15 protein-coding genes are annotated in these 21,088 nt (G+C 57.8%); 5 read left to right on the forward strand and 10 right to left on the reverse strand.

The annotated features are described in order from the left end of the window. Positions 1–46 precede the first annotated feature (46 nt). Together edd and pgi are read right to left on the reverse strand one after the other, a co-directional pair. Positions 47–1,879, reverse strand: a complete 1,833-nt coding sequence (gene edd / locus LCM31_RS01105) for a phosphogluconate dehydratase (protein WP_224866831.1) — start codon at positions 1,877–1,879, stop codon at positions 47–49. Between the two features lie 45 nt (positions 1,880–1,924). Further along, positions 1,925–3,658: a glucose-6-phosphate isomerase gene (gene pgi, locus LCM31_RS01110; RefSeq protein WP_224866833.1), complete on the reverse strand. Its 1,734-nt coding sequence runs from the start codon at positions 3,656–3,658 to the stop codon at positions 1,925–1,927. A gap of 309 nt (positions 3,659–3,967) precedes the next feature. On the opposite strand from pgi, the gene LCM31_RS01115 reads away from it, so the two are divergent. After that, positions 3,968–5,014: a LacI family DNA-binding transcriptional regulator gene (locus LCM31_RS01115; RefSeq protein ID WP_224866835.1), complete on the forward strand. Its 1,047-nt coding sequence runs from the start codon at positions 3,968–3,970 to the stop codon at positions 5,012–5,014. 147 nt (positions 5,015–5,161) lie between these two features. Here LCM31_RS01115 and LCM31_RS01120 read toward each other — a convergent pair whose 3' ends face one another. The 4 genes from LCM31_RS01120 to nagK all read right to left on the reverse strand — a co-directional run bounded on the left by LCM31_RS01120 (position 5,162) and on the right by nagK (position 9,804). After that, positions 5,162–6,493 (reverse strand): sugar MFS transporter, encoded by a 1,332-nt coding sequence (locus LCM31_RS01120; protein ID WP_224866837.1) that lies wholly within the window; start codon positions 6,491–6,493, stop codon positions 5,162–5,164. 71 nt (positions 6,494–6,564) lie between these two features. Continuing rightward, positions 6,565–7,692 (reverse strand): N-acetylglucosamine-6-phosphate deacetylase, encoded by a 1,128-nt coding sequence (nagA, locus tag LCM31_RS01125; RefSeq protein WP_224866839.1) that lies wholly within the window; start codon positions 7,690–7,692, stop codon positions 6,565–6,567. Positions 7,693–7,722: 30 nt separating this feature from the next. After that, positions 7,723–8,766 (reverse strand): glucosamine-6-phosphate deaminase NagB-II, encoded by a 1,044-nt coding sequence (gene nagB-II, locus LCM31_RS01130; RefSeq protein WP_224866841.1) that lies wholly within the window; start codon positions 8,764–8,766, stop codon positions 7,723–7,725. 87 nt (positions 8,767–8,853) lie between these two features. Next, positions 8,854–9,804 (reverse strand): N-acetylglucosamine kinase, encoded by a 951-nt coding sequence (gene nagK / locus LCM31_RS01135; RefSeq protein ID WP_224866843.1) that lies wholly within the window; start codon positions 9,802–9,804, stop codon positions 8,854–8,856. A gap of 462 nt (positions 9,805–10,266) precedes the next feature. On the opposite strand from nagK, the gene LCM31_RS01140 reads away from it, so the two are divergent. From LCM31_RS01140 to LCM31_RS01150, 3 genes are all read left to right on the forward strand, one after another. After that, positions 10,267–11,625 (forward strand): substrate-binding domain-containing protein, encoded by a 1,359-nt coding sequence (locus LCM31_RS01140; protein WP_224866845.1) that lies wholly within the window; start codon positions 10,267–10,269, stop codon positions 11,623–11,625. A 73-nt stretch (positions 11,626–11,698) separates the two neighbouring features. Continuing rightward, the gene (locus LCM31_RS01145; RefSeq protein WP_224866847.1) at positions 11,699–12,553 is read left to right on the forward strand and encodes a DUF6279 family lipoprotein; all 855 of its coding nucleotides are present in this window, start codon (positions 11,699–11,701) and stop codon (positions 12,551–12,553) included. 234 nt (positions 12,554–12,787) lie between these two features. Beyond that, a complete protein-coding gene (locus tag LCM31_RS01150) occupies positions 12,788–14,062 on the forward strand; it encodes an aminotransferase class I/II-fold pyridoxal phosphate-dependent enzyme (protein WP_224866848.1) in 1,275 nt (424 codons plus the stop codon). A gap of 95 nt (positions 14,063–14,157) precedes the next feature. Here the strand turns inward: LCM31_RS01150 and LCM31_RS01155 are convergent, their stop codons facing one another. Together LCM31_RS01155 and sbcB are read right to left on the reverse strand one after the other, a co-directional pair. Then, the gene (locus LCM31_RS01155; protein ID WP_224866850.1) at positions 14,158–15,174 is read right to left on the reverse strand and encodes an aspartate carbamoyltransferase; all 1,017 of its coding nucleotides are present in this window, start codon (positions 15,172–15,174) and stop codon (positions 14,158–14,160) included. Between the two features lie 139 nt (positions 15,175–15,313). Next, a complete protein-coding gene (sbcB, locus tag LCM31_RS01160) occupies positions 15,314–16,765 on the reverse strand; it encodes an exodeoxyribonuclease I (RefSeq protein ID WP_224866852.1) in 1,452 nt (483 codons plus the stop codon). A 139-nt stretch (positions 16,766–16,904) separates the two neighbouring features. Between sbcB and argS the strand changes: the two genes are divergently transcribed. Continuing rightward, positions 16,905–18,641, forward strand: coding sequence for an arginine--tRNA ligase (gene argS / locus LCM31_RS01165; protein WP_224866853.1), 1,737 nt, complete (start codon positions 16,905–16,907; stop codon positions 18,639–18,641). Positions 18,642–18,671: 30 nt separating this feature from the next. On the opposite strand, the gene LCM31_RS01170 is transcribed toward argS, so the two are convergent. Next, positions 18,672–18,911, reverse strand: a complete 240-nt coding sequence (locus LCM31_RS01170; RefSeq protein ID WP_224866855.1) for a DUF2007 domain-containing protein — start codon at positions 18,909–18,911, stop codon at positions 18,672–18,674. Positions 18,912–19,159: 248 nt separating this feature from the next. Next, on the reverse strand, positions 19,160–20,899 hold the full coding sequence (locus LCM31_RS01175; RefSeq protein ID WP_224866857.1) for a diguanylate cyclase domain-containing protein: 1,740 nt from the start codon (positions 20,897–20,899) through the stop codon (positions 19,160–19,162). Between the last annotated feature and the right edge of the window lie 189 nt (positions 20,900–21,088).

Consider the following 21,088-nt stretch of genomic DNA (forward strand, 5'->3'; position numbering starts at 1 on the left):
CAAAGACGCGGGCATCTGTTGCTAAAGATCCCGCGTAAATTTCAACTTAAAAAAGAATGCTACCACCGGTTTCCGCGCCGCTCGCAAGCTTGCGCATATTGACAAACAGGTCGCGACCCATGCCTGTGTCATTGCCAGACAAATCGCATTCCGCTGGCGCTCGTGCCGCCAGCTCTTCATCACTTACATGTACTTTGAGAACACCGGCTTCCGCATCGAGTTCGATGAGGTCGCCATCTTGGATTTTGGCAACCATGCCGCCTTCCAGAGCTTCTGGAGACAGATGGATTGCCGCTGGTACCTTGCCAGAGGCACCAGACATGCGGCCGTCGGTAACCAGCGCTACCTTGAAGCCACGATCTTGCAGAACGCCGAGAGACGGCGTCAGTTTATGCAGCTCCGGCATCCCGTTCGCTTGCGGACCCTGGAAGCGCACCACCGCGACAAAGTCCTTTTCCAGCTCGCCCGCTTTGAACGCATCCAGAAGATCATCCTGACTGTTAAACACCACTGCCGGAGCGGTAACTTTCAGTTGCGGTGATTTCAGTGCAGACACCTTGATCACACTGTTACCCAAGTTGCCTTTCAGCAACTGCAGGCCGCCGTGGCTAGAAAACGGATCGTTCGCGGGGCGAATAATGTCCGAATTACCAGACTCTTCTGCGGTCGGGCGCCATACCAGGCCAGTCTTGTCATCATTGAGGAATGGATCGTAGGTGTAAGGCTCCATACCTGAATCACCAAGCACGGTGCTGACGTCGTTGTGCAGCAGACCGGCACCCAGTAATTCGCGGATCAGGAATTGCATACCACCTGCAGCCGCAAAGTGGTTGATGTCGGCGGTACCATTCGGGTACACGTGACACAGCAGCGGCACCACTTCGGATAGCTCGGCCATGTCCTGCCAAGTGATCTGAATACCGGCAGCGCGCGCCATCGCGATTAAGTGCATGGTGTGGTTGGTGGAGCCACCAGTCGCATGCAGGCCGACAATGCCATTCACAAACGCTTTTTCGGTAAGAATCTTGGCAATCGGTGTGTAGTTGCTGGGCTCGGAAATCTGCACCAGCTGCTTCACGGCAGAGTGGTTCAGCGCATCGCGCAATTCCGTACCCGGATTAACGAAGGAGCTACCCGGCAACTGCAGCCCCATGATTTCCACCAGCATCTGGTTACTGTTGGCGGTGCCGTAGAAGGTGCAGGTACCGGCACTGTGATAAGAAGCGCTTTCCGCTTCCAGCAGTTCCTTACGACCTACCTTGCCCTCGGCATACAATTGGCGAACGCGCACTTTTTCCGAGTTTGACAGACCGGTAGGCATTGGGCCGGCGGGGACAAATACCGCAGGCAGGTGACCAAATGACAGAGCACCAATAACCAGCCCCGGAACAATCTTGTCGCAGATGCCGAGGTACAGGCCACCATCAAACATGTCGTGGGACAGTGAAATGGCCGTGGCCATGGCAATGACATCACGGGAAAACAGCGACAGCTCCATGCCCGGCTGCCCCTGGGTCACGCCGTCACACATCGCCGGCACACCACCGGCAACCTGTGCGGTTGCACCATTGCGCAGGGCCTCGGCCTTCAGCATATCGGGATAAGCGCCGTACGGCTGATGCGCAGACAACATATCGTTGTAGGCATTAATGATGGCCAGGTTCGGTCCCTGTCCGGATGCGATCAGATTTTTGTCGTGATCGCTAGATGCTGCCATCGCATGCGCGAGGTTCCCGCACGCCAGATTGTGACGTGCCCGACCTTTGCCCTGCGCGCGCTCAACCTGGGCCAGATACTTGGCCCGGGTTTCTTCACTGCGGCGAATAATCCTGTCGGTCACCGCTTGTATGCGACTGTTTACCACTGTTTGGTTTGCCATTTTTAATCAACTCTTCGTTTTTTATCGGCCCGCCACACGTTGTTGTTAAGCCTGTTCTCCAGCAGGCTCAGCCACCGCAACTTCCGGTAGCTCCGTGGACGTAACCGCGCCGTTCTTTTTCCGGCGGTAGTATTCGATCAGTTGCGTCGTAGAACTGTCTTCGCCGGTCAAATTTCCCGCAGCCAGTTTCGGCTCCAGTTTGTTCGCCAGCCCCTTACCCAGTTCCACTCCCCACTGGTCAAAAGAATAAATTTGCAAAATCACACCCTGCGCAAAAATTTTGTGCTCATAGAGTGCAATCAGTGCTCCCAGTGATCGGGGGTCTAATTCCTTCAAGAGTATTGTGGTACTTGGCTTTCCACCCCTGTGTACCTTGAAGGGGGTGAGCCTTTTTATCTCTTCTTGCGACAGCCCCTTGGCTGCCAGCTCACTCGCCACTGACTCGGCATCCACACCGTTCATCAGTGCCTGGCTCTGGGCAAACATGTTTGCCAGCAGAATTTCGTGGTGACCATCGAGGTCGTGCCCGGGCGCCACGCTGCCAATAAAGTCCGCTGGCACCACTTCCGGGCTCTGGTGCAGATACTGATAAAACGCATGCTGCCCATTGATACCCGTCTGCCCCCAGATCAGAGGGCCGGTGGGATAATCCACCGCCACCCCGGCGCGGGTGGTTGATTTGCCGTTACTCTCCATATCCGCCTGCTGCAAATACGAAGGCAACATATGCAGTGCCTGCTCGTAGGGCAGCACGGCGTGTGCCGGGTATCCCATAAAAGTGCAATACCAGACACTCAGCAGCGCCATGATGACCGGCGCATTGGCTTCCAGCGGTGCCTCGCGGAAGTGCTCATCCATGCTCGCAGCCCCATCCAGCAACGCGCGGTAATTCTCAAATCCGCAGGCGATCGCAATTGGCAAACCGATCGAGGACCAGAGCGAAAAGCGCCCCCCAACCCAATCCCAGAAGCGGAAAGTCCGCTCTGGCAACACCCCAAACTGCTCCGCCTTGTCGGGACTGGAAGTCACTGCGGCAAAGTGCTGCTGCAACAGCGCCTCCCCATCTACTTCCGGCATCGCCCGCTGTAGCCACTTAAGTGCGCTGCGGGCGTTGGTCATTGTCTCGCTGGTCGTAAACGTCTTGGACGAGACAATAAATAGTGTCGAATCGGCATCCAGGCCGGCCAGCACATCCGTGAGCTGGGCTCCATCCACGTTGGAAACGAAATGCACTGCGACATCGCCCTTCCGGTGGGCTCGCAGCGCTTCGATGGTGGTTTGCGGCCCGAGATGGGAGCCTCCAACCCCAAGATTGACTACATCGGTAAACCTTTTACCCCGATAGCCATTCAGGGCTCCATTATGTAGTAAAACTACAAACTTTTTCAAGCGCTCCAATTCAGCCTCGACCTGGGCCGTGACGGAATCCCCATCAATCTCAATATCTGCCTGCAACCCCCCACGTAGTGCGGGATGCAGCACTGCCCGGCCCTCGGTTGCATTAATTGGCTTGCCGGCGAAGAAATCTGTGCACCACCGAGACAGCCCAGCCTCTTCAGCCAAGCGTAATAAATTTACAAAAACCTCCTGGTCGAACAGGTTTTTGGAGAAATCCAGCAAGAATTCCGGCAGCTCGAGTGAAAACCGCTCGGCCCGCTGTGGATCTGCAGCAAACAGGCTCTTCAGCGATGCCTGCTTGAACTCAGCGGCCTGCGCCTGCAACGCGCGCCAGATAGGTGACTGTGAAAGTGGTTGAGACGAAGAAGTGTCAGAGTGCATAGCGATCCCCGGAAAGTGGCGCCAACACTGGGGATGCGGGCACCGGTTATTGTTATTTACCCGTATAGCTCGCGACTTTCACACCCCTGAGCGAGAGCCACCGAGCGAAATGACAACGCTGTCAAATTGGCGAGAGAGTCACACAGTTGACGAGGGGTGTCAATTAGGTTTGTAGTTTTTTTCCACGCCGGTCACCGTGACATGCACAGAAGCAAACTCAATGAAGCGTGAATGACTGTGAGGCCATCGTCGCGCGGCGCGGAACCGGTTAAACTTGCGGGTTAGGCAAAGACAAGGAAAACGCCAGACATGAAAAGCACCATCAACGATGTGGCCGCACTGGCCGGGGTGTCGATCAAGACCGTTTCCCGGGTAATCAACAATGAACCCTCGGTACGACCCGCCACCCGCAAGAAAGTGATGGATGCGGTTGAAGAACTTCATTACCAACCGAACCTGGCCGCCCGTAACTTGGCGGGCACCCGCAGCTACACCATTGCACTGATCTACGACAACCCAAACGCCTACTACGTGATCGACATGCAGAACGGTATTCTCGAGGCCTGCAAGGCGCGCGGTTACGAGCTACTTATCCACCCAAGCAACGCCAAGTCCGACACAGTTAACGACGAATTGCGCGCTCTGGTGGAGCACTCCAAAGTTGCCGGCGTGGTGCTAACCCCACCCTTCTCCGAGACCCAGTCGGTCATCGATGAAATCAACAAGCTCGGCCTCGACTACGTGCGGATTGTTTCCAGTGGTGCCGCTGAGGGCGACGAAGAGAACTGTATTCAGGTCGACGATACGGCGGCAGCCTTCGATATTACCCAGCACCTGATTGACCACGGCCACAAACGCATCGGTTTCCTCTCCGGTGGCGAGGAGCACGTGTCGACCCACGGACGTCTGGACGGCTACAAGCAGGCGCTGCAGCAAGCAGGCATCAATCTGGCCCCGGAACTGGTCATCCCAGGTGAGTACTCTTTTGACTCAGGTGTAGCCGGCGCCAAGGCACTACTTGAAAGCGACAACCCACCCACGGCCATCTTTGCCAGTAACGATGAAATGGCGGCGGGCGCGCTGTTTGCCGCACGCCTGATGCATGTCGAGATCCCGGAGCAACTCTCTATCGTCGGTTTCGAGGATAGCCCCTTCTCCCGCCAGACCTGGCCGAAACTGACCACCGCACACCAGCCCAACAATGAAATCGCCAAATGTGCCGCCGCGCTGGTATTGAATAAAGCGCGCAGTAAAGGTGCTGCGGAAAGCGCTGCCGCCAACAAGGAAGCAGGCATTACCAAGAAGTTTGTCCCGGAGCTGCTGGTGCGCGATTCCACCGGAGACTCCCCGAGCTAATCAGCCTCGGCGCATGCCAGTCGGCATGCGCCTCCCTTCCCCGCCCCGAATTTCACACAAAAAAAAGCCCTCACAAGGAGGGCAAAGATGACGAGAACCAAAGAGAAAACATAAAACTGACTGTTGCGATGACAACAGCGGGAAGGATTACTTCCAGCTGCGCATCTTGTGCCCTTTCAGGGCGTAGAAAAGAATAAACAGGTAAGCCGGGATGGCGATGGCGTAGGCCAGCTGACCATCACCAGTATCGGCAAAGTGGCCGTACAGCGGCGGCAGAACCGCACCTCCGGAGATACCCATAATCAGCAGGGCGGCACCCTTGGAGGTGAACTTGCCCAGACCATCCAGCGCCAGCGGCCAGATTGCCGGCCAACACATGGCATTGGCGAAGCCCAGCAGTGCAACGAAGTAAACTGCGTTGGGAATTTCAGGCAAGCCAAATACAGCCAGTGTTGCAGAGGACATCGCGGTACTCTCGAGAGAACCGGTCATCACCGCAATGGTAAACAGGATACCCAGCACCGCGGAGATCAGCAGCGCGGCCTGCTGACTAATAAAGCGTGGGATGGCAACGGTGCCCCAGAGGTAGCCCAACACCATAAACACCATGGTGTAGGACGTCAGCACAGAAGCCACCGCCGTATCCAGGCCCGCCTGCTTACCCAGCAGGCCGATAGCATCGCCGGCAATTACCTCAACACCCACGTAGAAGAACAGCGCAATGGATCCCAGGATCAGCTGCGGGAACTTCAGCAACGCAGGCAGGTTTACCGCCATCTCTTCCTGACCTTCGATGGCTTCATCTTCGATATCCGGCAGCGGAGCGAACATCATCGCTACCGCCAACACAAAACCGAGAATTGCCATGCCGATGTATGGGGTAACCAACTGACCCGCCAACTCATCCAACTTGGCATCTTTTGCGGTTGCGGCAAGGGCGGACAGCTCCGCATCGCTTACACCGCTAATGCCGGACATAACCAGAGCAGTAAATACCAGCGGTGCAACGATACCCGCTCCCTTGTTCAGCAGACCCATGATGCAAATACGCACCGCGGCAGTTTCCGGGGAGCCAACTTTCACCACGTACGGGTTAGACGCGGTCTGCAGAATAGTGAGGCCAGAGCCCACAACAAATTGCGCGAGCAGGAAGATACCAAACATACGGCTGTAAGCCGCTGGGATAAAGATCAGGGCACCCACCGCAACCAAAGCAAGGCCCAGTGCCATACCGATTTTATAGCCGGTACGCTCGATAATCGCGGCCATGGGCAACGCCATCACGGTATAGGCTATATAGAAAGCGGAAGCCACGAGCATCGCCTCAAAGGCACTCAGCTCACAAATAGTTTGCAGGAACGGAATCAGGGCACCGTTCAGCCAGGTAACAAAACCAAAAATGAAAAATAGCAGGCCGATGATCACCATCGGCAAAACGCTGCTGCGCGTTTCGCTCTGGCTAATAACTGCGGTATTCATAGAGTCACCTTTAATTATCGTTATCTAGCGTTAATAAAATTCGTCATCAATTTTTGTATGTATGCAGATGGTCAGTCTGCGGAAAACACTTCCTGTCCGCTGATCCAGGTTTTGCGCACCTGGCCATCGTCGTCCAGTAAAATCATGTCGGCCGCACTCCCCTCCGCAATGCGTCCGCCGTCAAAACCGAGAAACTGGGCGGGATACAATCCTGCCATACGCAGGGCCTCACTCAGCTCGACACCACACCAGTCACGAATGTTGCGCACCGCACCAATCATATCCAGGTGGGACCCCGCCAGCTCACCGGTGGTGGAGGTCAGCTTGTCGCCATCGCGCGTCACCACGCGATCGAACAACGGAAAACTCATCTCGTCACTGCCAACCAGTGACATCGCATCAGTCACCAGCATAATCTTGCCGCGCGGCTTGGCTTTCAGCGCCAGTGTCATGGCTTCGGCGCTTACGTGGTGACCATCGGCAATCAAGCCACACCAGCAACCGTCACTGATCAGTGCGGTGCCGACCATGCCCGGGTCACGCGAATGCAACGGCGACATGGCGTTGTATAAATGGGTAAATCCGGTCGCGCCAGCGGCGACGGCTGCCGCAGCAGTCTTGCCGTCGGCATTGGAATGCCCGAGGCAAACCTTCACGCCCAGCGATACCAATTTGGCGATATCTTCCGGCGTTACATTTTCCGGCGCCAGGGTCACCACCTTCAGGCCGAGATCATCGCGAGCATAAATCGCCAGCTCTTCGTCGCTGAGCGGGCGAATGAAACACTCTTCGTGCGTACCCTTTTTCGGCGCGCTCAAATGCGGCCCTTCAAAGTGCACGCCCAGCACACCGGGCACACCCTCTTTTAGCGCGGCAGCGACCGCGTCTGCGGCCTTCTGCATCACCCCCACCTGATCGGTAATCAGGGTGGGCACAAAACCGGTAGTGCCGAAGCGCGCGTGGGCAGCCGACATCTTACCCAGGGCATTCACGCTGGTGTCGTTGTTAAACAGGGCACCGCCGCCACCGTTCACCTGAACATCAATCAGGCCCGGCGCCAGTAATCCGCGCAGACGGACTGCATCGGACACGGGCGCACCACCCAAAGAGACAATCTTGCCGCCGTCGATGGTCAGCGCCACGTCCCTGCGGAGTTGTTCGCCATCAAAAAGCTGCTCGGCGATATATGCCTGTGCCACTGTCTTGCCCCGCGTCCTGGATTACTGCAATTAAACCGTCTGTGTCACTTTCTTCAGACCCGCCGGCTCATCCGGATTGATACCGCGGCTCACCGCCACGTGGGCAACATCGATGTAGAAGCGCTGCAGCAATGCCAGCGGCGCAACCCGCGGGTGTACACCTTTGCTCGGTACATGCAGATTAATCAGGGTGCCGCCGCGACGGATAATGTCAGCGATCTGTTCGCTGTGCGCCTGATAGGATTCGTCTTCAATCGGCACGTTCACTACGGTGAGTTTTTGCTCCACCAGGGTTACCGGACCGTGCAGGAACTCCGCACTGGAGAAAGATTCCGCGTGCACACTGCACACCTCTTTCAGCTTCAGTGCCAGTTCGCGGGTAATGCCGTAGCCAGGGCCGCGGCCGAGTACAACCAAGTTCTTCACAGCGGCCAGATCTTCCGGGCGCAGCTGTACATCGGACTCAACCGCATCGGTGAGGGTTTGCGGCAACATCTCAACGCCGGCCATCAGCTCGGCATCCTGCGTCCAGTTGGCGACCAGCTGCAGCACCGCAGAGAGAGTACACAGGTAGCTCTTGGTTGCGGCAACCGCCAGTTCCGGGCCGGCCTTCAGCGGCACAACCTGGTCGACAATATCTTTAATCGGTGCAGTCTCATCATTGACCAGCGCGACGGTGTAGGCACCGGCGTCTTTCGCCATTTGCGCCTGCGCGAGGATGTCCGGACTGCGGCCAGACTGGGAGATAACGATAACCAGCGCATCTTCCAGCTTCAGTTTTTTGCCATACACGCTGGACACCGAAGGTGCCGCGGCGAAAGTCGGGGTACCAGTCTCAATTTCGATCAGGTACTTGGCAAACACACCGGCATGGTCGGAAGAACCACGGCCGACGATCATCACAAAACGCGGCGGCTTGCTGCGCAAACGCTCACCCAGCGCTTCCATGATCGGCGCATTGTTTTTCAGTTGCTCGGCAACCCGGCTCGGGGCTTCACGGGCCTCGCGTTCCATTACAGTCATTGCCATAGAAGCATCCACCTTGTTGGCCTCACCAGAGGTCACTGCACTCATAAAATCTATCCGTAACTTGTATCTGACCGTGTCTTCAGGCGCACTGCGGCCTTCCGACAACCTGTGTGTTCTAACGACTTGCGGCGCTCATCCAAAGAGCGCTTTGGCCTCAACCTCATCACCGGAGCCAGAATCACTGCCACCCAGGGCCGCGAGAGAGTGCTGCGCAAAGTAAACGCAACCCAGTTCCGGCGGGTCCAGTGGGTCAGAAACCTGTTCTGCGACATGTGGCTTCAGCCAGGGCTTCAAGCGCGGTGCCAAGCCGCCGATCATGGCCAGGCGAGGCGACTTGCCTTCCATCAACTTATCCGCAAGATCACTGATGTAAGCGGCACCATCGCGCATGATCGATGCAGCAACCGGGCAATCGGCCTCGGCGCACTCCACCACCGGCACGGCCAGCTTGGCGTACTGGCTGGACGGTTTGCCGGCCATCATCTCAATTACGTCGTAGGGATCGCTGGTGTCGAGTACCGCTTCCAACTCGCGCTTGAGCATGGAGTCTTCGGCGAGACCTTCCATTGCCATCAGCAGGTACTTCACCGCCTCCATGCCCAGCCAGGCACCACTGCCCTTATCGCCGTGGGGGAAGCCGTGGCCACCAATAATCTCACTGCGGCCATTGACCCAGGAGTAGCCGACAGAGCCGGTGCCAGCAATAATGACCGCGCCGTCGCCGCCACGATGGGCGCCCAGGCATGCGGAGTGCTGGTCAGTGGTGAGGAACATTTGTTTGAAGGGGTGCGCCCAGGCATTCATCTCGTTGTAGAGACGGGGCATGTTGAGCCCGGCGAGGCCAACACCAGCCACCAACTCACCGAGGGTTTCGGCGGGCAAACCAGCATCCGTCACCGCCAGGGCGGCAGAACGCACGATGGAATCAATGGTTTGCGCGTAACCATGCAGGGGGTTTGCGGGCCCTGAGACCCCGGTACCGAGCAGGCGATTGTCGGCATCGAAGATGGATGCGCGGCATTTGCTACCGCCGCCATCGACGCCAATAAAGAGTATGTCCCTGCTGTCTCTCAAAGCAACCATCTAACCGGCCCCTAAGATTTCTATTGTTATGTTTCCTTACCGGAGCTCCCCACCGCAGGTTTTGCGCCCCAGGGGATTCCGGCGAGGCGCCAGTGACGCCTGTACCAATCTGTGTATGCAGAAATACTACAAGACAAATGACAGCGTTGTCATGTCTTTTTTCAAAAAACCTACAAAGAGTCAGACCAGTATATGCCTGTTTTACGAACCAACTGGTGGGAAAACAGCGAATTCCTCGCTAGGTGAGCAGACACACCGGAAGACAGTTCAAAGAATGACCACCCCACCTCCTAGGCTGCTCGCTGGCCAGTCCGGTGTATATGATGTGCTCCATGTTCCAATTGACTGAAATAAATCTGTCACATTTTTCTGCGATAAAGCGCGCGCCCGCAGCGCACGACAGGCAATGATTCGCCGCGCGGGACGTCTTTCGAGGAATCTAGTGAAGAGAGAGGAGACAGGATGGAACTCAGTCAGACACACAAGGGAAAACTTACCGTCGCAGTACTGCTGCTTATCATAGCCCTGACGAGCCTACTGCTCACCGGCGTCACAAAAGCCGCCGACAGCGGTGATGCGCGGGTACTGTTCCGCATGACGGGTTCCAATACCTTCGGCGCAGATCTGGCACCGGCACTGGTGAAACAATATCTACACTCCCTCGGCGCCACCGATATCCGTCAACGCGGCCAGGGAGAAAAACACTGGATCGACGCACACCTGCAACATGAGCGGGTGGTTGTGCCGATAGTCGCCCTCGGCTCCAGTACCGGATTTAAGGCGCTCAATGGGGATAGCGCGGATATCGCTATGGCCTCACGCCGCGTGAAGGCAAAAGAAGTCGAAATGCTGGCCCGCCTTGGGGACTTTACCAGTGCCCAGGCGGAGCACGTGATCGGCCTGGATGCGCTGGTGATCACAGTGCACAAGGACAATCCCATCAAGCGACTGAGCCTTGCGCAACTGGCGCAAATCTACACAGGCGAGATCCGCAACTGGGCCCAACTGGGCGGTGATGACCAGCCCATTCGCCCGCTACATCGAGACATTGAGTCTGGCACCCGCTCCACCTTCGACAGCGAAGTGTTTGGCGGCAGCCGCCCGGCCAAACCCTTTGTGTACGAAGTATCTGGCAACCAAGAAATGCGCGACCTGGTCGTGCGGAACCCGGCCGCCATCGGCTACCTGCCATTCGCCGATGCTACAGGCTTACCTAAGGTCGCAATCAAATCTGGCGAACTGGCCGCGGTAGTGCCCAATCGCGGCATCATCGCAACCGAGGACTTTCCCCTCACCCGTCGGCTGTACCTGTACCGAAACCCGGGCCGCTTCAATCCGCAGGTCGACGCCTTCCTGCACTTTGCAGAATCCCACGCCGGCCAGCGAATCGTCGAGGATATCGGCTTTATCAATTTGACGCCGGTTGCCTTACAGATGGCACCGTTTGCAAACGCGCCGGAAAATTACCGAACGCTGATGGAAAATGGATCGCGGCTCAGCATCTCGTTCCGCTTTGCCAACGGCAGTACCGAGCTCGACAACCGTGCATTGCGCGACCTGCACCGATTACGGGACTATATGTCTGAAGAAGAAAATCGCGACCTATCTCTGACGCTGGTGGGTTTTTCCGATCGCAAATCCAGCGAAACGATTTCCGACCTCATCTCCCGCTTCCGCGCGCTCAAGGTTCAGGGCGCCCTGCTGCGTGACCACCAGATGGGAGACAGCCAGATTATGTCGGTCGGTGCCTTCGCGCCGCTTACCGCCGATAGCGAGCAGGGACCAGTAAAAAACAGCCGCGTCGAAGTTTGGATTAATTAGGCGGCCCTTTAGCACATGGCCTATGCGGTGGCGTGGCACAGCAACTATATTTAACGCCATGAACACCGCGATTTTGCCAAACAGAAACAGCTACTACGCACGCATCGCCACCCTGTTGCTTGCCCTGCTTCTGTTGTCGCTGTCCGGGTGTTCCAGTGTGCGCCTGGTTTACGGTCATCTCGACTGGTGGATGGACCGCACGCTGAATAAATATCTGAACCTGGAAGGCCCGCAAAAAGAACTTCTTTCCCAGCGGGTCGACGAATTCCACCGCTGGCATCGCCAGACGCAATTGCCGCGCTACGCCGACTACATGGAACAACTGGCGGCACAGGTTGATTCTCCCGACGCCAGTCCGGAAAACCTGAATAAAATTGAACAGCAGGTGGATGAGTTCTGGCACTCCTCCGTAATCATGCTGAGTGACCTGCTGCTGCCCATCCTGGTGGAGCTGGATGACAGTCAAATCAACCAGTTGTCCGAAAACGCGCGTGAAGAGCGGGAAAAGTCGCTAAAGAAATGGGATAAGTCGCAGCGCAAACGCGAGAAGCAGTTTCGCAAACAAGCGGAACGCTGGCTGGGAGACCTCACCGCCGGGCAGCAAACCATGATCGACGAACAGGTGGCCAATACCAAGTTTGACCCCGCACGTCGAATTGCTCAGCGCGAACTCTGGACCAATACCTTCCTCGACACGTTACGCAACAAACCGCAAGGGTACGAAAACACACTGCGTGAATTGCTGATCGACCCGCAGGCACTGTGGCCAAAAGATTACCGCCAAATGCAGGATGCATTGCGCGACCAGGGGAGAGCGCTGGCCACAGGGATATTGGAAAGCACCACTCCCGAGCAGCGCGCCCACATGAAAGAGACCCTGCTGGAATTCGCTTCCGACTTCCGCCACCTGGCGGCACAAAAACACTGAATAGCAACACCAAGCAGTGGCCATACGCACCAGCCCCGCCCCCCGCCAATTAGCACTGAATGGACATTGCTACAGTCCGTTTCAGCTGCAACAAATTTTCTGCCGAATCCCCGCGGATTTTGACGTTTTTTCTGTAAAAAAATTACTGAAAACATGACGGCTTCCACCCACTGCTGATAAGCTCCCGCTCCGAATTAAATCGCCAAATAGTTTGGATAGAGAAGAGGAAAGTCCGTGCGTATCGAAACAGCTCATCGCGACCAGCTGCAACAGTGGGAAAAAGACCTGGAGCAACAGTACCAGCGAATTTGCCAGCACAACCTGAGCCTGGACCTGACCCGCGGTAAACCGGCGGCAGACCAGCTTTCCCTTTCCGACAGCCTCGACGGCATTCTGACCGGTGATTACCGTGCCCCTGATGGCACCGATACCCGCAATTACGGCGGCCTCGAAGGCATCGCCGCATCCCGCGAGCTGGGAGCGGATATCCTGCAGGTACCGTTTGAAGAAGTGCTCGCCGGCGGCAACAGCTCGCTGACTCTGATGTACCACGCGGTGCTCACCGGCTACCTATTCGGCTTTGCTGGCAACCAGCCGTGGAAAGACATGAGCGCGCCTAAGTTCCTGTGCCCGGTTCCCGGCTACGACCGCCACTTCACCATTTGTGAGCAGCTGGGTATCACTATGGACACCGTGCCCATGACCGCCACCGGTCCGGACATGGATGTACTGGAGCAAAAGATTCGCGAAGACGACCAGATCATTGGCCTGTGGTGTGTACCCAAGTTTTCCAACCCTACCGGCGTAACCTACGACGAGGACACCGTGAACCGCCTCGCGCAGCTGGGCAAGACTGCCAACCCGGGCTTCCGTATCTTCTGGGACAACGCCTACGCGATCCACGATCTGGACCACCAGGTAACCCTGCCCAATATCCGCGAAGCGGCACTGAGTAACGACACCGCTGACTCGGTGCTGCAGTTCGCTTCCACCTCCAAGGTGACCCACGCCGGCGCAGGTGTGGCCTTTGTAAGCGCGAGCCCGGCTAACCTGGCGTCGATCAAGCAGCAGATGTCTGCCATGACCATCGGCCCCGACAAGGTGAACCAGCTGCGTCACTCGCGCCTGTTCCCGGAGCTGACCCAGCTGAAAGACCACATGCAAAAGCACGCAGAAATTCTGCGCCCGAAGTTTGCCTGTGTACTCGAGCACCTGGATAAAAACTTCATCGATACCGATCTGGGCGAATGGGAAAAACCGCAGGGCGGTTACTTTGTTTCCTTCAACACCCGTCCGGGCGTTGCCTCTGAAGTGATTCGCCTGTCCGCAGAAGCGGGCGTCAAGCTGACCCCGGCAGGCGCCACCTTCCCGTATGGCAAAGATCCGGAAAACACCAATATCCGCATCGCCCCGAGCTTCCCGCCACTGGAAGAGCTGGACACGGCCATGGCGGTATTCACCCTGTGTGTGAAACTCGCCACCGTGCGCAAGGCGCTGGCCGACATCTGATCGCCCAACGCACCCTTCATAAAAAAATAAAAAAACCGGCAAATTGCCGGTTTTTTTATGTCTGATTTTCTACGCAAGCATTAAATCTGCTTACGTCAGATCTGGTTCCGCCGCGTCTGCCAGGTAATCGGCCGCGCGTACTGATCCACCTTGTCTTCCACCCCAAGCAGCATCGCAAACAGGGCCATACGCACCAGCAGGCCGTTGTCGGTCTGACGGAAAATGGCCAGGCTCGGGTGCTCGTTCAGGTCCGGGTCGAGTTCATTGGCTTCCGCGCGGGAATCCCGCGGCAGCGGATGCATGATGACCGTATTGGGCTCCGCGTGACGGGTGAAAATATCGCGGTTCAAACGGAAGCGCCCGCGATAGCGGTCCGCCTCTTCCTGGGATTCAAAGCGTTCTTCCTGGATGCGGGTAGAGTACACAATATCCACATGCTTGATGGACTGCTCCAGCTGGTCGGAAACCGTCACCTGGTGGCCGGCCTCACGCAGTTTTTCGATCACCGCCGGCGGCATGGCCAGCTCTTCCGGAGAAACAAATACCAGTTGTACGTTCTTAAACAGGCACAGCAGCTTGCACAGGGAGTGCACCGTGCGGCCGTATTTGAGGTCGCCGATCATGGCGATACGGAAGTTATCCAGTGAACCGCCCTTGCCTTCCAGCTCCTTGCGGATGGTGTACAGATCGAGCAACGCCTGAGTGGGGTGTTCATTGGCACCGTCACCACCATTCACCACCGGCACCCGGCTGGCAGCGGCAAACTCGGCAACCGAGCCTGCCTGCGGGTGACGCATACAAATCACATCGGAATAGCCGGAAAGCACCCGCGCAGTGTCGTACAGGGACTCGCCCTTAGCCATGGCGCTGGCAGAAACCCCCACGGTCTCGCGCACGGTGCCGCCGAGCAAGTTGAAGGCGCAGCCGAAGCTTACCCGGGTGCGGGTGCTGGGCTCGAGAAACATATTGCCGAGGATTGCGCCCTCAAGTACGCGGGTCACTTTCTCCCGGCGCGCGTAAGGGACCATGGTGTCCGCTACGGTAAAGATTCGGTCGATGTCGCCACGCTCAAACTGGCTGACGGAAAGGATATTGGCGCCGATAAAGTCCATTGATGCTCCACTTTATGCACAGGTTTGCGCCGGGATCGCCGGCGGCTTAGCGGGCGGTATTCTACGCGGCGGGCCCTGTTTGGAATAGTACGTCTGGACAAGTACGCCTTGAATAGTAGCTACAACTTAGCCCAGCAGCTCAGCCCAGCAGCGCGTCGCCCCAAGCTTCCAGTTGATCCAACAGCGCATTGCGCTCCGGGTACTCCTCCCGCAGGCGCGCAATCTCCTCAAAGTACGGCTCCATGGTAATACTGGCGCCAAACTGGGGATCCGTCAGGCGCTGGTAGCGCCACTCTTCCCAGCGCTCCTGCTCCTCCTCGTTCAGGGTCTGCGGGAAATTGCGTGCGCGCAGGCGGAAGAGCAGCTCCGGCAGGCGCGCATCGGAAAATGGCACTTCTGCCGCCAGCGCTTCGGGGCCGCGGCTGGCCAGCGCATTGTGCAGCTGGCGGCAGGTATCGCGGTCGGCGTCGTTCATAAAGCCGTCGTACAGCCGCGCCTCCACATCCTTTTTCGGGAACTCGCCATCGAGGAACACTTGGTGCAGTTTTTCCGTCAGGTCCAGGCCCTGCAGTGCCTGCCAGTTCACACGGCAGGCCTCCTTGTCGATCTTGAGTTCGGCCGCGCGCTCATCCGACAGCATATTGGCCGGTGCCAACACCGGGCAGCGGTTCATATGGATCAGCTTCAGGCCCGCGGGCAGTTCCCCTTCTGCCAACTTGTCCCGCGCGGTGTACAGGCGCTCGCGCAGCGGCTCGGCATCCAGATCCAGAATCGGTTGCGGGTCCATGGCCAGGTTGGCACAGATGACCGCGTTGCGGTTCACCGGGTGCATGGCCAGAGGCAGCACGTAGGTCAGGTGGCCATGGCTGGCGGGCACCTTGCCGGAGATATGCAGCAAGGGCTTACGCTCGCGCGGATTGAGGATCTTCGCCACTTCCTGCTTGCGACGCAGCTTGTACACATAATCGTAGAGTTTGGGCTGCTTCTCGCGAATCAGGCGCGCCATATCGATGGTGGCCTGCACATCGGAAAGCGCATCGTGCGCCCCTTCATGGCTGATGCCATTGGCCGCGGTCAGCTCTTCCAGGCGGAAGGAAGGTACCCGGGTACCGTCGGCGCCGTCGCGCTCAGGCCAGACGATGCCCTCGGGGCGCAGTGCATAGGTAAGGCGCACCATATCAATGATGTCCCAGCGGCTGTTGCCGGACTTCCACTCGCGCTCGTAGGGGTCGAGCAGGTTGCGGTACAGGGTGTGGCGGGTCACCTCATCGTCAAAACGCAGGCTGTTGTAGCCCACGCCACAGGTACCCGGCGCCCCCAGTTCATCGAGGATCTTCCGGATAAAATCGATTTCCGGCAGACCTTCCGCAAACGCCTTCTGCGGTGCCAGCCCAGTCACCAGCGCCGCCATGGGCTGGGGCAGGCAGTCACTGGTGGGCTTGGCATAAATCATCAGCGGGTCACCGACGATATTCAGGTCCTCATCGGTGCGAATACCGGCGAACTGAGAGGGTTTATCCGCACCCGGGTCGACGCCCCAGGTCTCGTAATCGTGCCAGTACAGTGTGGTGCCAGACGGCTTGCCGGACATGTCTTTCCCCTGAATCCTTCAACTGCGCGCCATGTTACCTCAGCTCGCGTGCACCGCGCAGGTTGCAAAGCCTTCGCCGCCCATTAAAATCCCGCCTTCTTCTATATTGTCCAGAACGTCCACGGGATAACGCCCACCTATGAATATTCGCCAGCAACTTAACGACATTTTCCAGACCGCCATGACCAACGCGGGCATTCCCGCGGAGTGCAGCCCGGCGGTCGCCCCGGCCAAAAAGGCGGGCTTTGGCGACTATCAGGCCAACGGTGCTATGGCCGCCGCCAAGAAAGTGGGCACCAACCCACGCGAGCTGGCGGCCAAGATCATCGACAACCTGGGCGAGCAGCCCATGATCGAGAAGGTCGAGGTCGCCGGCCCCGGCTTTATCAACATTCACCTGAAGGAAGCCTGGCTGGGCGAAACCCTTGCGGCCGCGCGCGCCGATGAGCGCCTGAACATCGCCGCTGTCGCCAGCCCCGAAACCGTGGTACTGGATTACTCCCACCCCAACCTCGCCAAAGAGATGCACGTGGGCCACCTGCGCACCACCATCATCGGCGACGCCCTCGCCCGTCTGCTGGAGTTCCAGGGGCACAAGGTGGTTCGCCAGAACCATATGGGCGACTGGGGCACCCAGTTCGGCATGCTGCTGGCCCACCTGGCGGACCAGATGGAAAACCAGGACGCGGAAGTGGCCCTGGCGGACCTGGAAGTCTTCTACCGTGAAGCCAAGGTGCGCTTCGACGAGGAGGAAGGCTTTGCCGACCGCGCCCGCGAATACGTGGTGAAACTGCAGGGTGGCGATGCCGACTGCCTGAAACTGTGGCAGCGCTTTATCGACATCTCCATCAGCCACGCGGAAGAAATCTACCAGAAGCTGGGTGTCACCCTGAAGCGGGAAGACGTATACGCCGAGAGCCAGTACAACGACGACCTGCCGGTACTGGTGAAAGACCTGCTGGACCGCGGTATCGCGGTGGAAGACCAGGGCGCGATTGTGGCCTTCCTGCCGGAAATGGCCGACAAGGAAGGCAACCCGAGCGTGGTGATCATCCAGAAAAAAGGCGGCGGCTACCTCTATGCCACCACCGACCTAGCGGCCATCCGCTATCGCGCCAATGCCCTGAACGCCAACCGCATCCTGTACGTGGTGGACGCGCGCCAGTCCCTGCACCTGCAGCAGGCCTTTACCGTGTCACGCAAAGCCGGTTACATCGCCGACAGCCAGACGCTGGAACACTGCGCCTTCGGAACCATGATGGGCGACGACGGCAAGCCGTTTAAAACCCGTAGCGGTGGCACCGTGAAACTGGCCGCCCTGCTGGACGAAGCCGTTGAACGCGCCACCGCACTGGTCGCCGGCAAGAACCCGGAGCTGAGTACCGAGGAGCAGGCCGAGATCGGCCGCGTGGTCGGTATCGGCGCGGTGAAGTACGCGGACCTGAGCAAGACCCGCACCAACGATTACGTATTCAACTGGAATGCGATGCTGGCATTTGAGGGCAACACCGCACCTTACCTGCAGTATGCCTACACCCGTGTACGCAGCATCTTCCGTCGCGCCGGCGTTGAGCCATCCGCGCTGACCGGTACCATTACCCTGGGTACCGATGCGGAGCGCGCACTGGCCATCAAACTGAATCAATTTGGTGAAGTACTGGATCAGGTGGCGAAAGACACCTTCCCGCACGTGCTGTGTACTTACCTGTATGAGTTGGCCAGCGCCTACATGGCCTTCTACGAGGCTTGCCCGGTACTGAAAGAAGGTGTGACGGAAGAAGAGAAGCAGAGCCGGCTGCAGTTGTGTGACCTAGTGGCGCGCACCCTGTCTACCGGCCTGGGCCTGCTGGGTATCGAGACACTCGAGAAAATGTAACTCGAGGAAAAAGATGTAACGAAAACGGCCTCAGGCACTTTCCCTGGAAAGTGCCTGCTGCAACACCTGCTGGGCACTGGCGAGATCGGCGTCGCGGATCAGCCAGAGCTCGGAATGCCAGTTCAGGTTCCCCGCCCCAAAACCGTGTCCGCCCTGTGCAGACTCTACCCGCGTTTTCTGCGTCAAAACCGAATAGCCCGCAGACTGCAAAAGATTCTGCAGATAGCTGCCCAGTAGTTGATCGTCCGTGGTGTAAATTTTTCGCGCCATGATGCGAGTGAGTAACCTTGCAATCCCTGCTCGGCGGACTTTTGGTCCGACTACGAGACGTCCCCAAATTCTGAAATGATATTTCATGGAATTTGCCATTCCCCGCCAGGAATCCAGTGTCCCTTTCTGGCACCGGCGTGCAAATCGGAATGGCATAATGAAAAGATAGACTAGAGGGGGAGGAGGCGCCGCGTGATGAAGATGAAATACGCGGCACTAATCACGCTCTGACGCTTTTTTCTTTGCGTTTAATTTTTGTTGGCGTTAACCAGCTCCAGCGGGCGCACTACATCACCTTTGGCATCACCTTTGGCATCAGCCGCCAGTGGTGGCAGCGATACCTCGTAGATTTGGAATTTATTTTTTCCATGGCGCTTGGCGTGGTACATCGCCATATCGGCTTTCTGCAGAATGGCCTCCAGAGTTTCCCCCTTACCCTCAACCGCGACCACGCCAATACTCATGGTGACGGTAACCAGGTTGTCGCCGATCTTCACCGGCTGGGCCACCGTATTCAGTAATTTTTCCGCAAGAATCCGGTAACTATCGCCCACGGCATCGCGCACAAACACACAGAACTCATCGCCGCTGAGACGCGCCACAATATCGCCTGAGCGCATCACGCTGAGCAGGCGGCGGGCAATCACACACAACAGCTCATCGCCGCCCTGATGCCCCAGAGTGTCATTCACTTGCTTGAAGTCATCCAGGTCGATAAAAAACAAATACCCTAACTGTTGTACGGCACCGGGTTGATGCCGCGCCAGCTCCAGGTGGAACTCCAGTTGCTCGATGAGACTGTACCGGTTGTCTAGCCCGGTCAGGCTGTCGTGCATAGCGATCTGCTCGAGCTGGGCCGTTTTACGGGTAACCATGTCATTCATGTCTTCCAGCTGATCACACACCGCATGGCCGGTGGTATCGAGAACGTCCAGCTCGTCGAACTTTTCCAGATTTTTTTTCACCGGCCGAATTAACTGACGGGCATCGCCAAAGCGCCCGTTGGTCAATAGCGGCAGCGCCTGTGCCAGCCGACGCAAGCGGACAATGGGGCCCCACAAAATCCCCGCCACCGCCGCACTGAAAATCAGCGCCCCCAGTACCGCAAACAGGAACAAGACCTTTACCGACTCGCTGATGTGTTCCACCTGGGTCGACACATCTTCAATGAACACAAACTGCGGGCCTTCATCGTGCACATCCATACGCATGGTGCGGATATCAAACTGGCGCTCGTCCAGCTCGTACACTCTTGCCCGCTTCAGTCCGGATAAGTGCGGCACATCCGCGGCAACGCGATCAAGCAGCGGTAGTACCCGCTCGCGGGAAGTCAGTGACAGGATTTCACGCTGCCAGTTCGCCAGGTAAATACCGCCGCTATTCGCTGGTGCCTGCTCCCGCACCGCCGAGAGAATACCAATGTCGGTACCGGTCATTTCGCGAAACCGCTGCAGGGCTTTGACCAGCGGCCGTTCCAACTGCAACACATAATCGCCGCCGCGCGCGCGCATGGGCAGCGCCAGACTTTGCACACACACCGGCTCACAATGCACCAGCTCCAGTGGCTGCCCACCCAGCAGCACCTGCGCCACCTGCCCCGGGCGCAGTTTGCGCTGCGGCGCGCCCCAGCTGTCTACCAGCTGGCTGTCGGCGTCATACACCTTGAGCGAGTGCAGCACCCAAGTTTGTTGCAGCAGCTCCCACTGCCGATCCAGCGCCTTAGCCAATTCGTCCCGGGAGGAGATACGCCCACGGGGGCTGAGCGCAATCAGCTCTGCGAGCCGCACCAGTTCCTCGCGGGATTGCTGCAGCAGGCCGGATACCTGAAACTGAAAATTGAGGTGCCGCTGCTCGCGGTTTTTGGACATCAGGGACTGCAGGCTGCCGTTGCCCAGCAGGATGAAAAACAGGCACACGGCCACGACCAGCATTGCCGAGGAGAGGCAGGCCTTAACGCGCAGCGAGTTGAAATTTGCCTGTGGCAACACGGTGGAATCCCTTATTCCCTGGGAGTGGATACAAAATGGCCGCGGTCCTTCGGGCCCTTCGCTTTATTTGATTATTCAGGGAGTATGGCGCAATTTCCCGATCTGGCACGGGCGTCCGCGCAACACACAGAAAAAAATAGCGCCAGACTGCCTGAAACAGGATATATCTCACAAAAATGTGCATACCCC

Origin of the sequence: Microbulbifer agarilyticus (assembly GCF_020171345.1) — a bacterium.
GTDB classification, from domain to species: domain Bacteria; phylum Pseudomonadota; class Gammaproteobacteria; order Pseudomonadales; family Cellvibrionaceae; genus Microbulbifer; species Microbulbifer agarilyticus_D.

Excerpts from the sequence above, each read along its gene's own strand:
- edd (WP_224866831.1), bottom strand. The coding sequence starts at position 1,879 with ATGGCAAACCAAACAGTGGTAAACAGTCGCATACAAGCGGTGACCGAC.
- pgi (WP_224866833.1), bottom strand. The coding sequence starts at position 3,658 with ATGCACTCTGACACTTCTTCGTCTCAACCACTTTCACAGTCACCTATC.
- LCM31_RS01115 (WP_224866835.1), top strand. The coding sequence starts at position 3,968 with ATGAAAAGCACCATCAACGATGTGGCCGCACTGGCCGGGGTGTCGATC.
- LCM31_RS01120 (WP_224866837.1), bottom strand. The coding sequence starts at position 6,493 with ATGAATACCGCAGTTATTAGCCAGAGCGAAACGCGCAGCAGCGTTTTG.
- nagB-II (WP_224866841.1), bottom strand. The coding sequence starts at position 8,766 with ATGAGTGCAGTGACCTCTGGTGAGGCCAACAAGGTGGATGCTTCTATG.
- nagK (WP_224866843.1), bottom strand. The coding sequence starts at position 9,804 with ATGGTTGCTTTGAGAGACAGCAGGGACATACTCTTTATTGGCGTCGAT.
- LCM31_RS01140 (WP_224866845.1), top strand. The coding sequence starts at position 10,267 with ATGGAACTCAGTCAGACACACAAGGGAAAACTTACCGTCGCAGTACTG.
- LCM31_RS01155 (WP_224866850.1), bottom strand. The coding sequence starts at position 15,174 with ATGGACTTTATCGGCGCCAATATCCTTTCCGTCAGCCAGTTTGAGCGT.
- sbcB (WP_224866852.1), bottom strand. The coding sequence starts at position 16,765 with ATGTCCGGCAAGCCGTCTGGCACCACACTGTACTGGCACGATTACGAG.
- argS (WP_224866853.1), top strand. The coding sequence starts at position 16,905 with ATGAATATTCGCCAGCAACTTAACGACATTTTCCAGACCGCCATGACC.
- LCM31_RS01170 (WP_224866855.1), bottom strand. The coding sequence starts at position 18,911 with ATGGCGCGAAAAATTTACACCACGGACGATCAACTACTGGGCAGCTAT.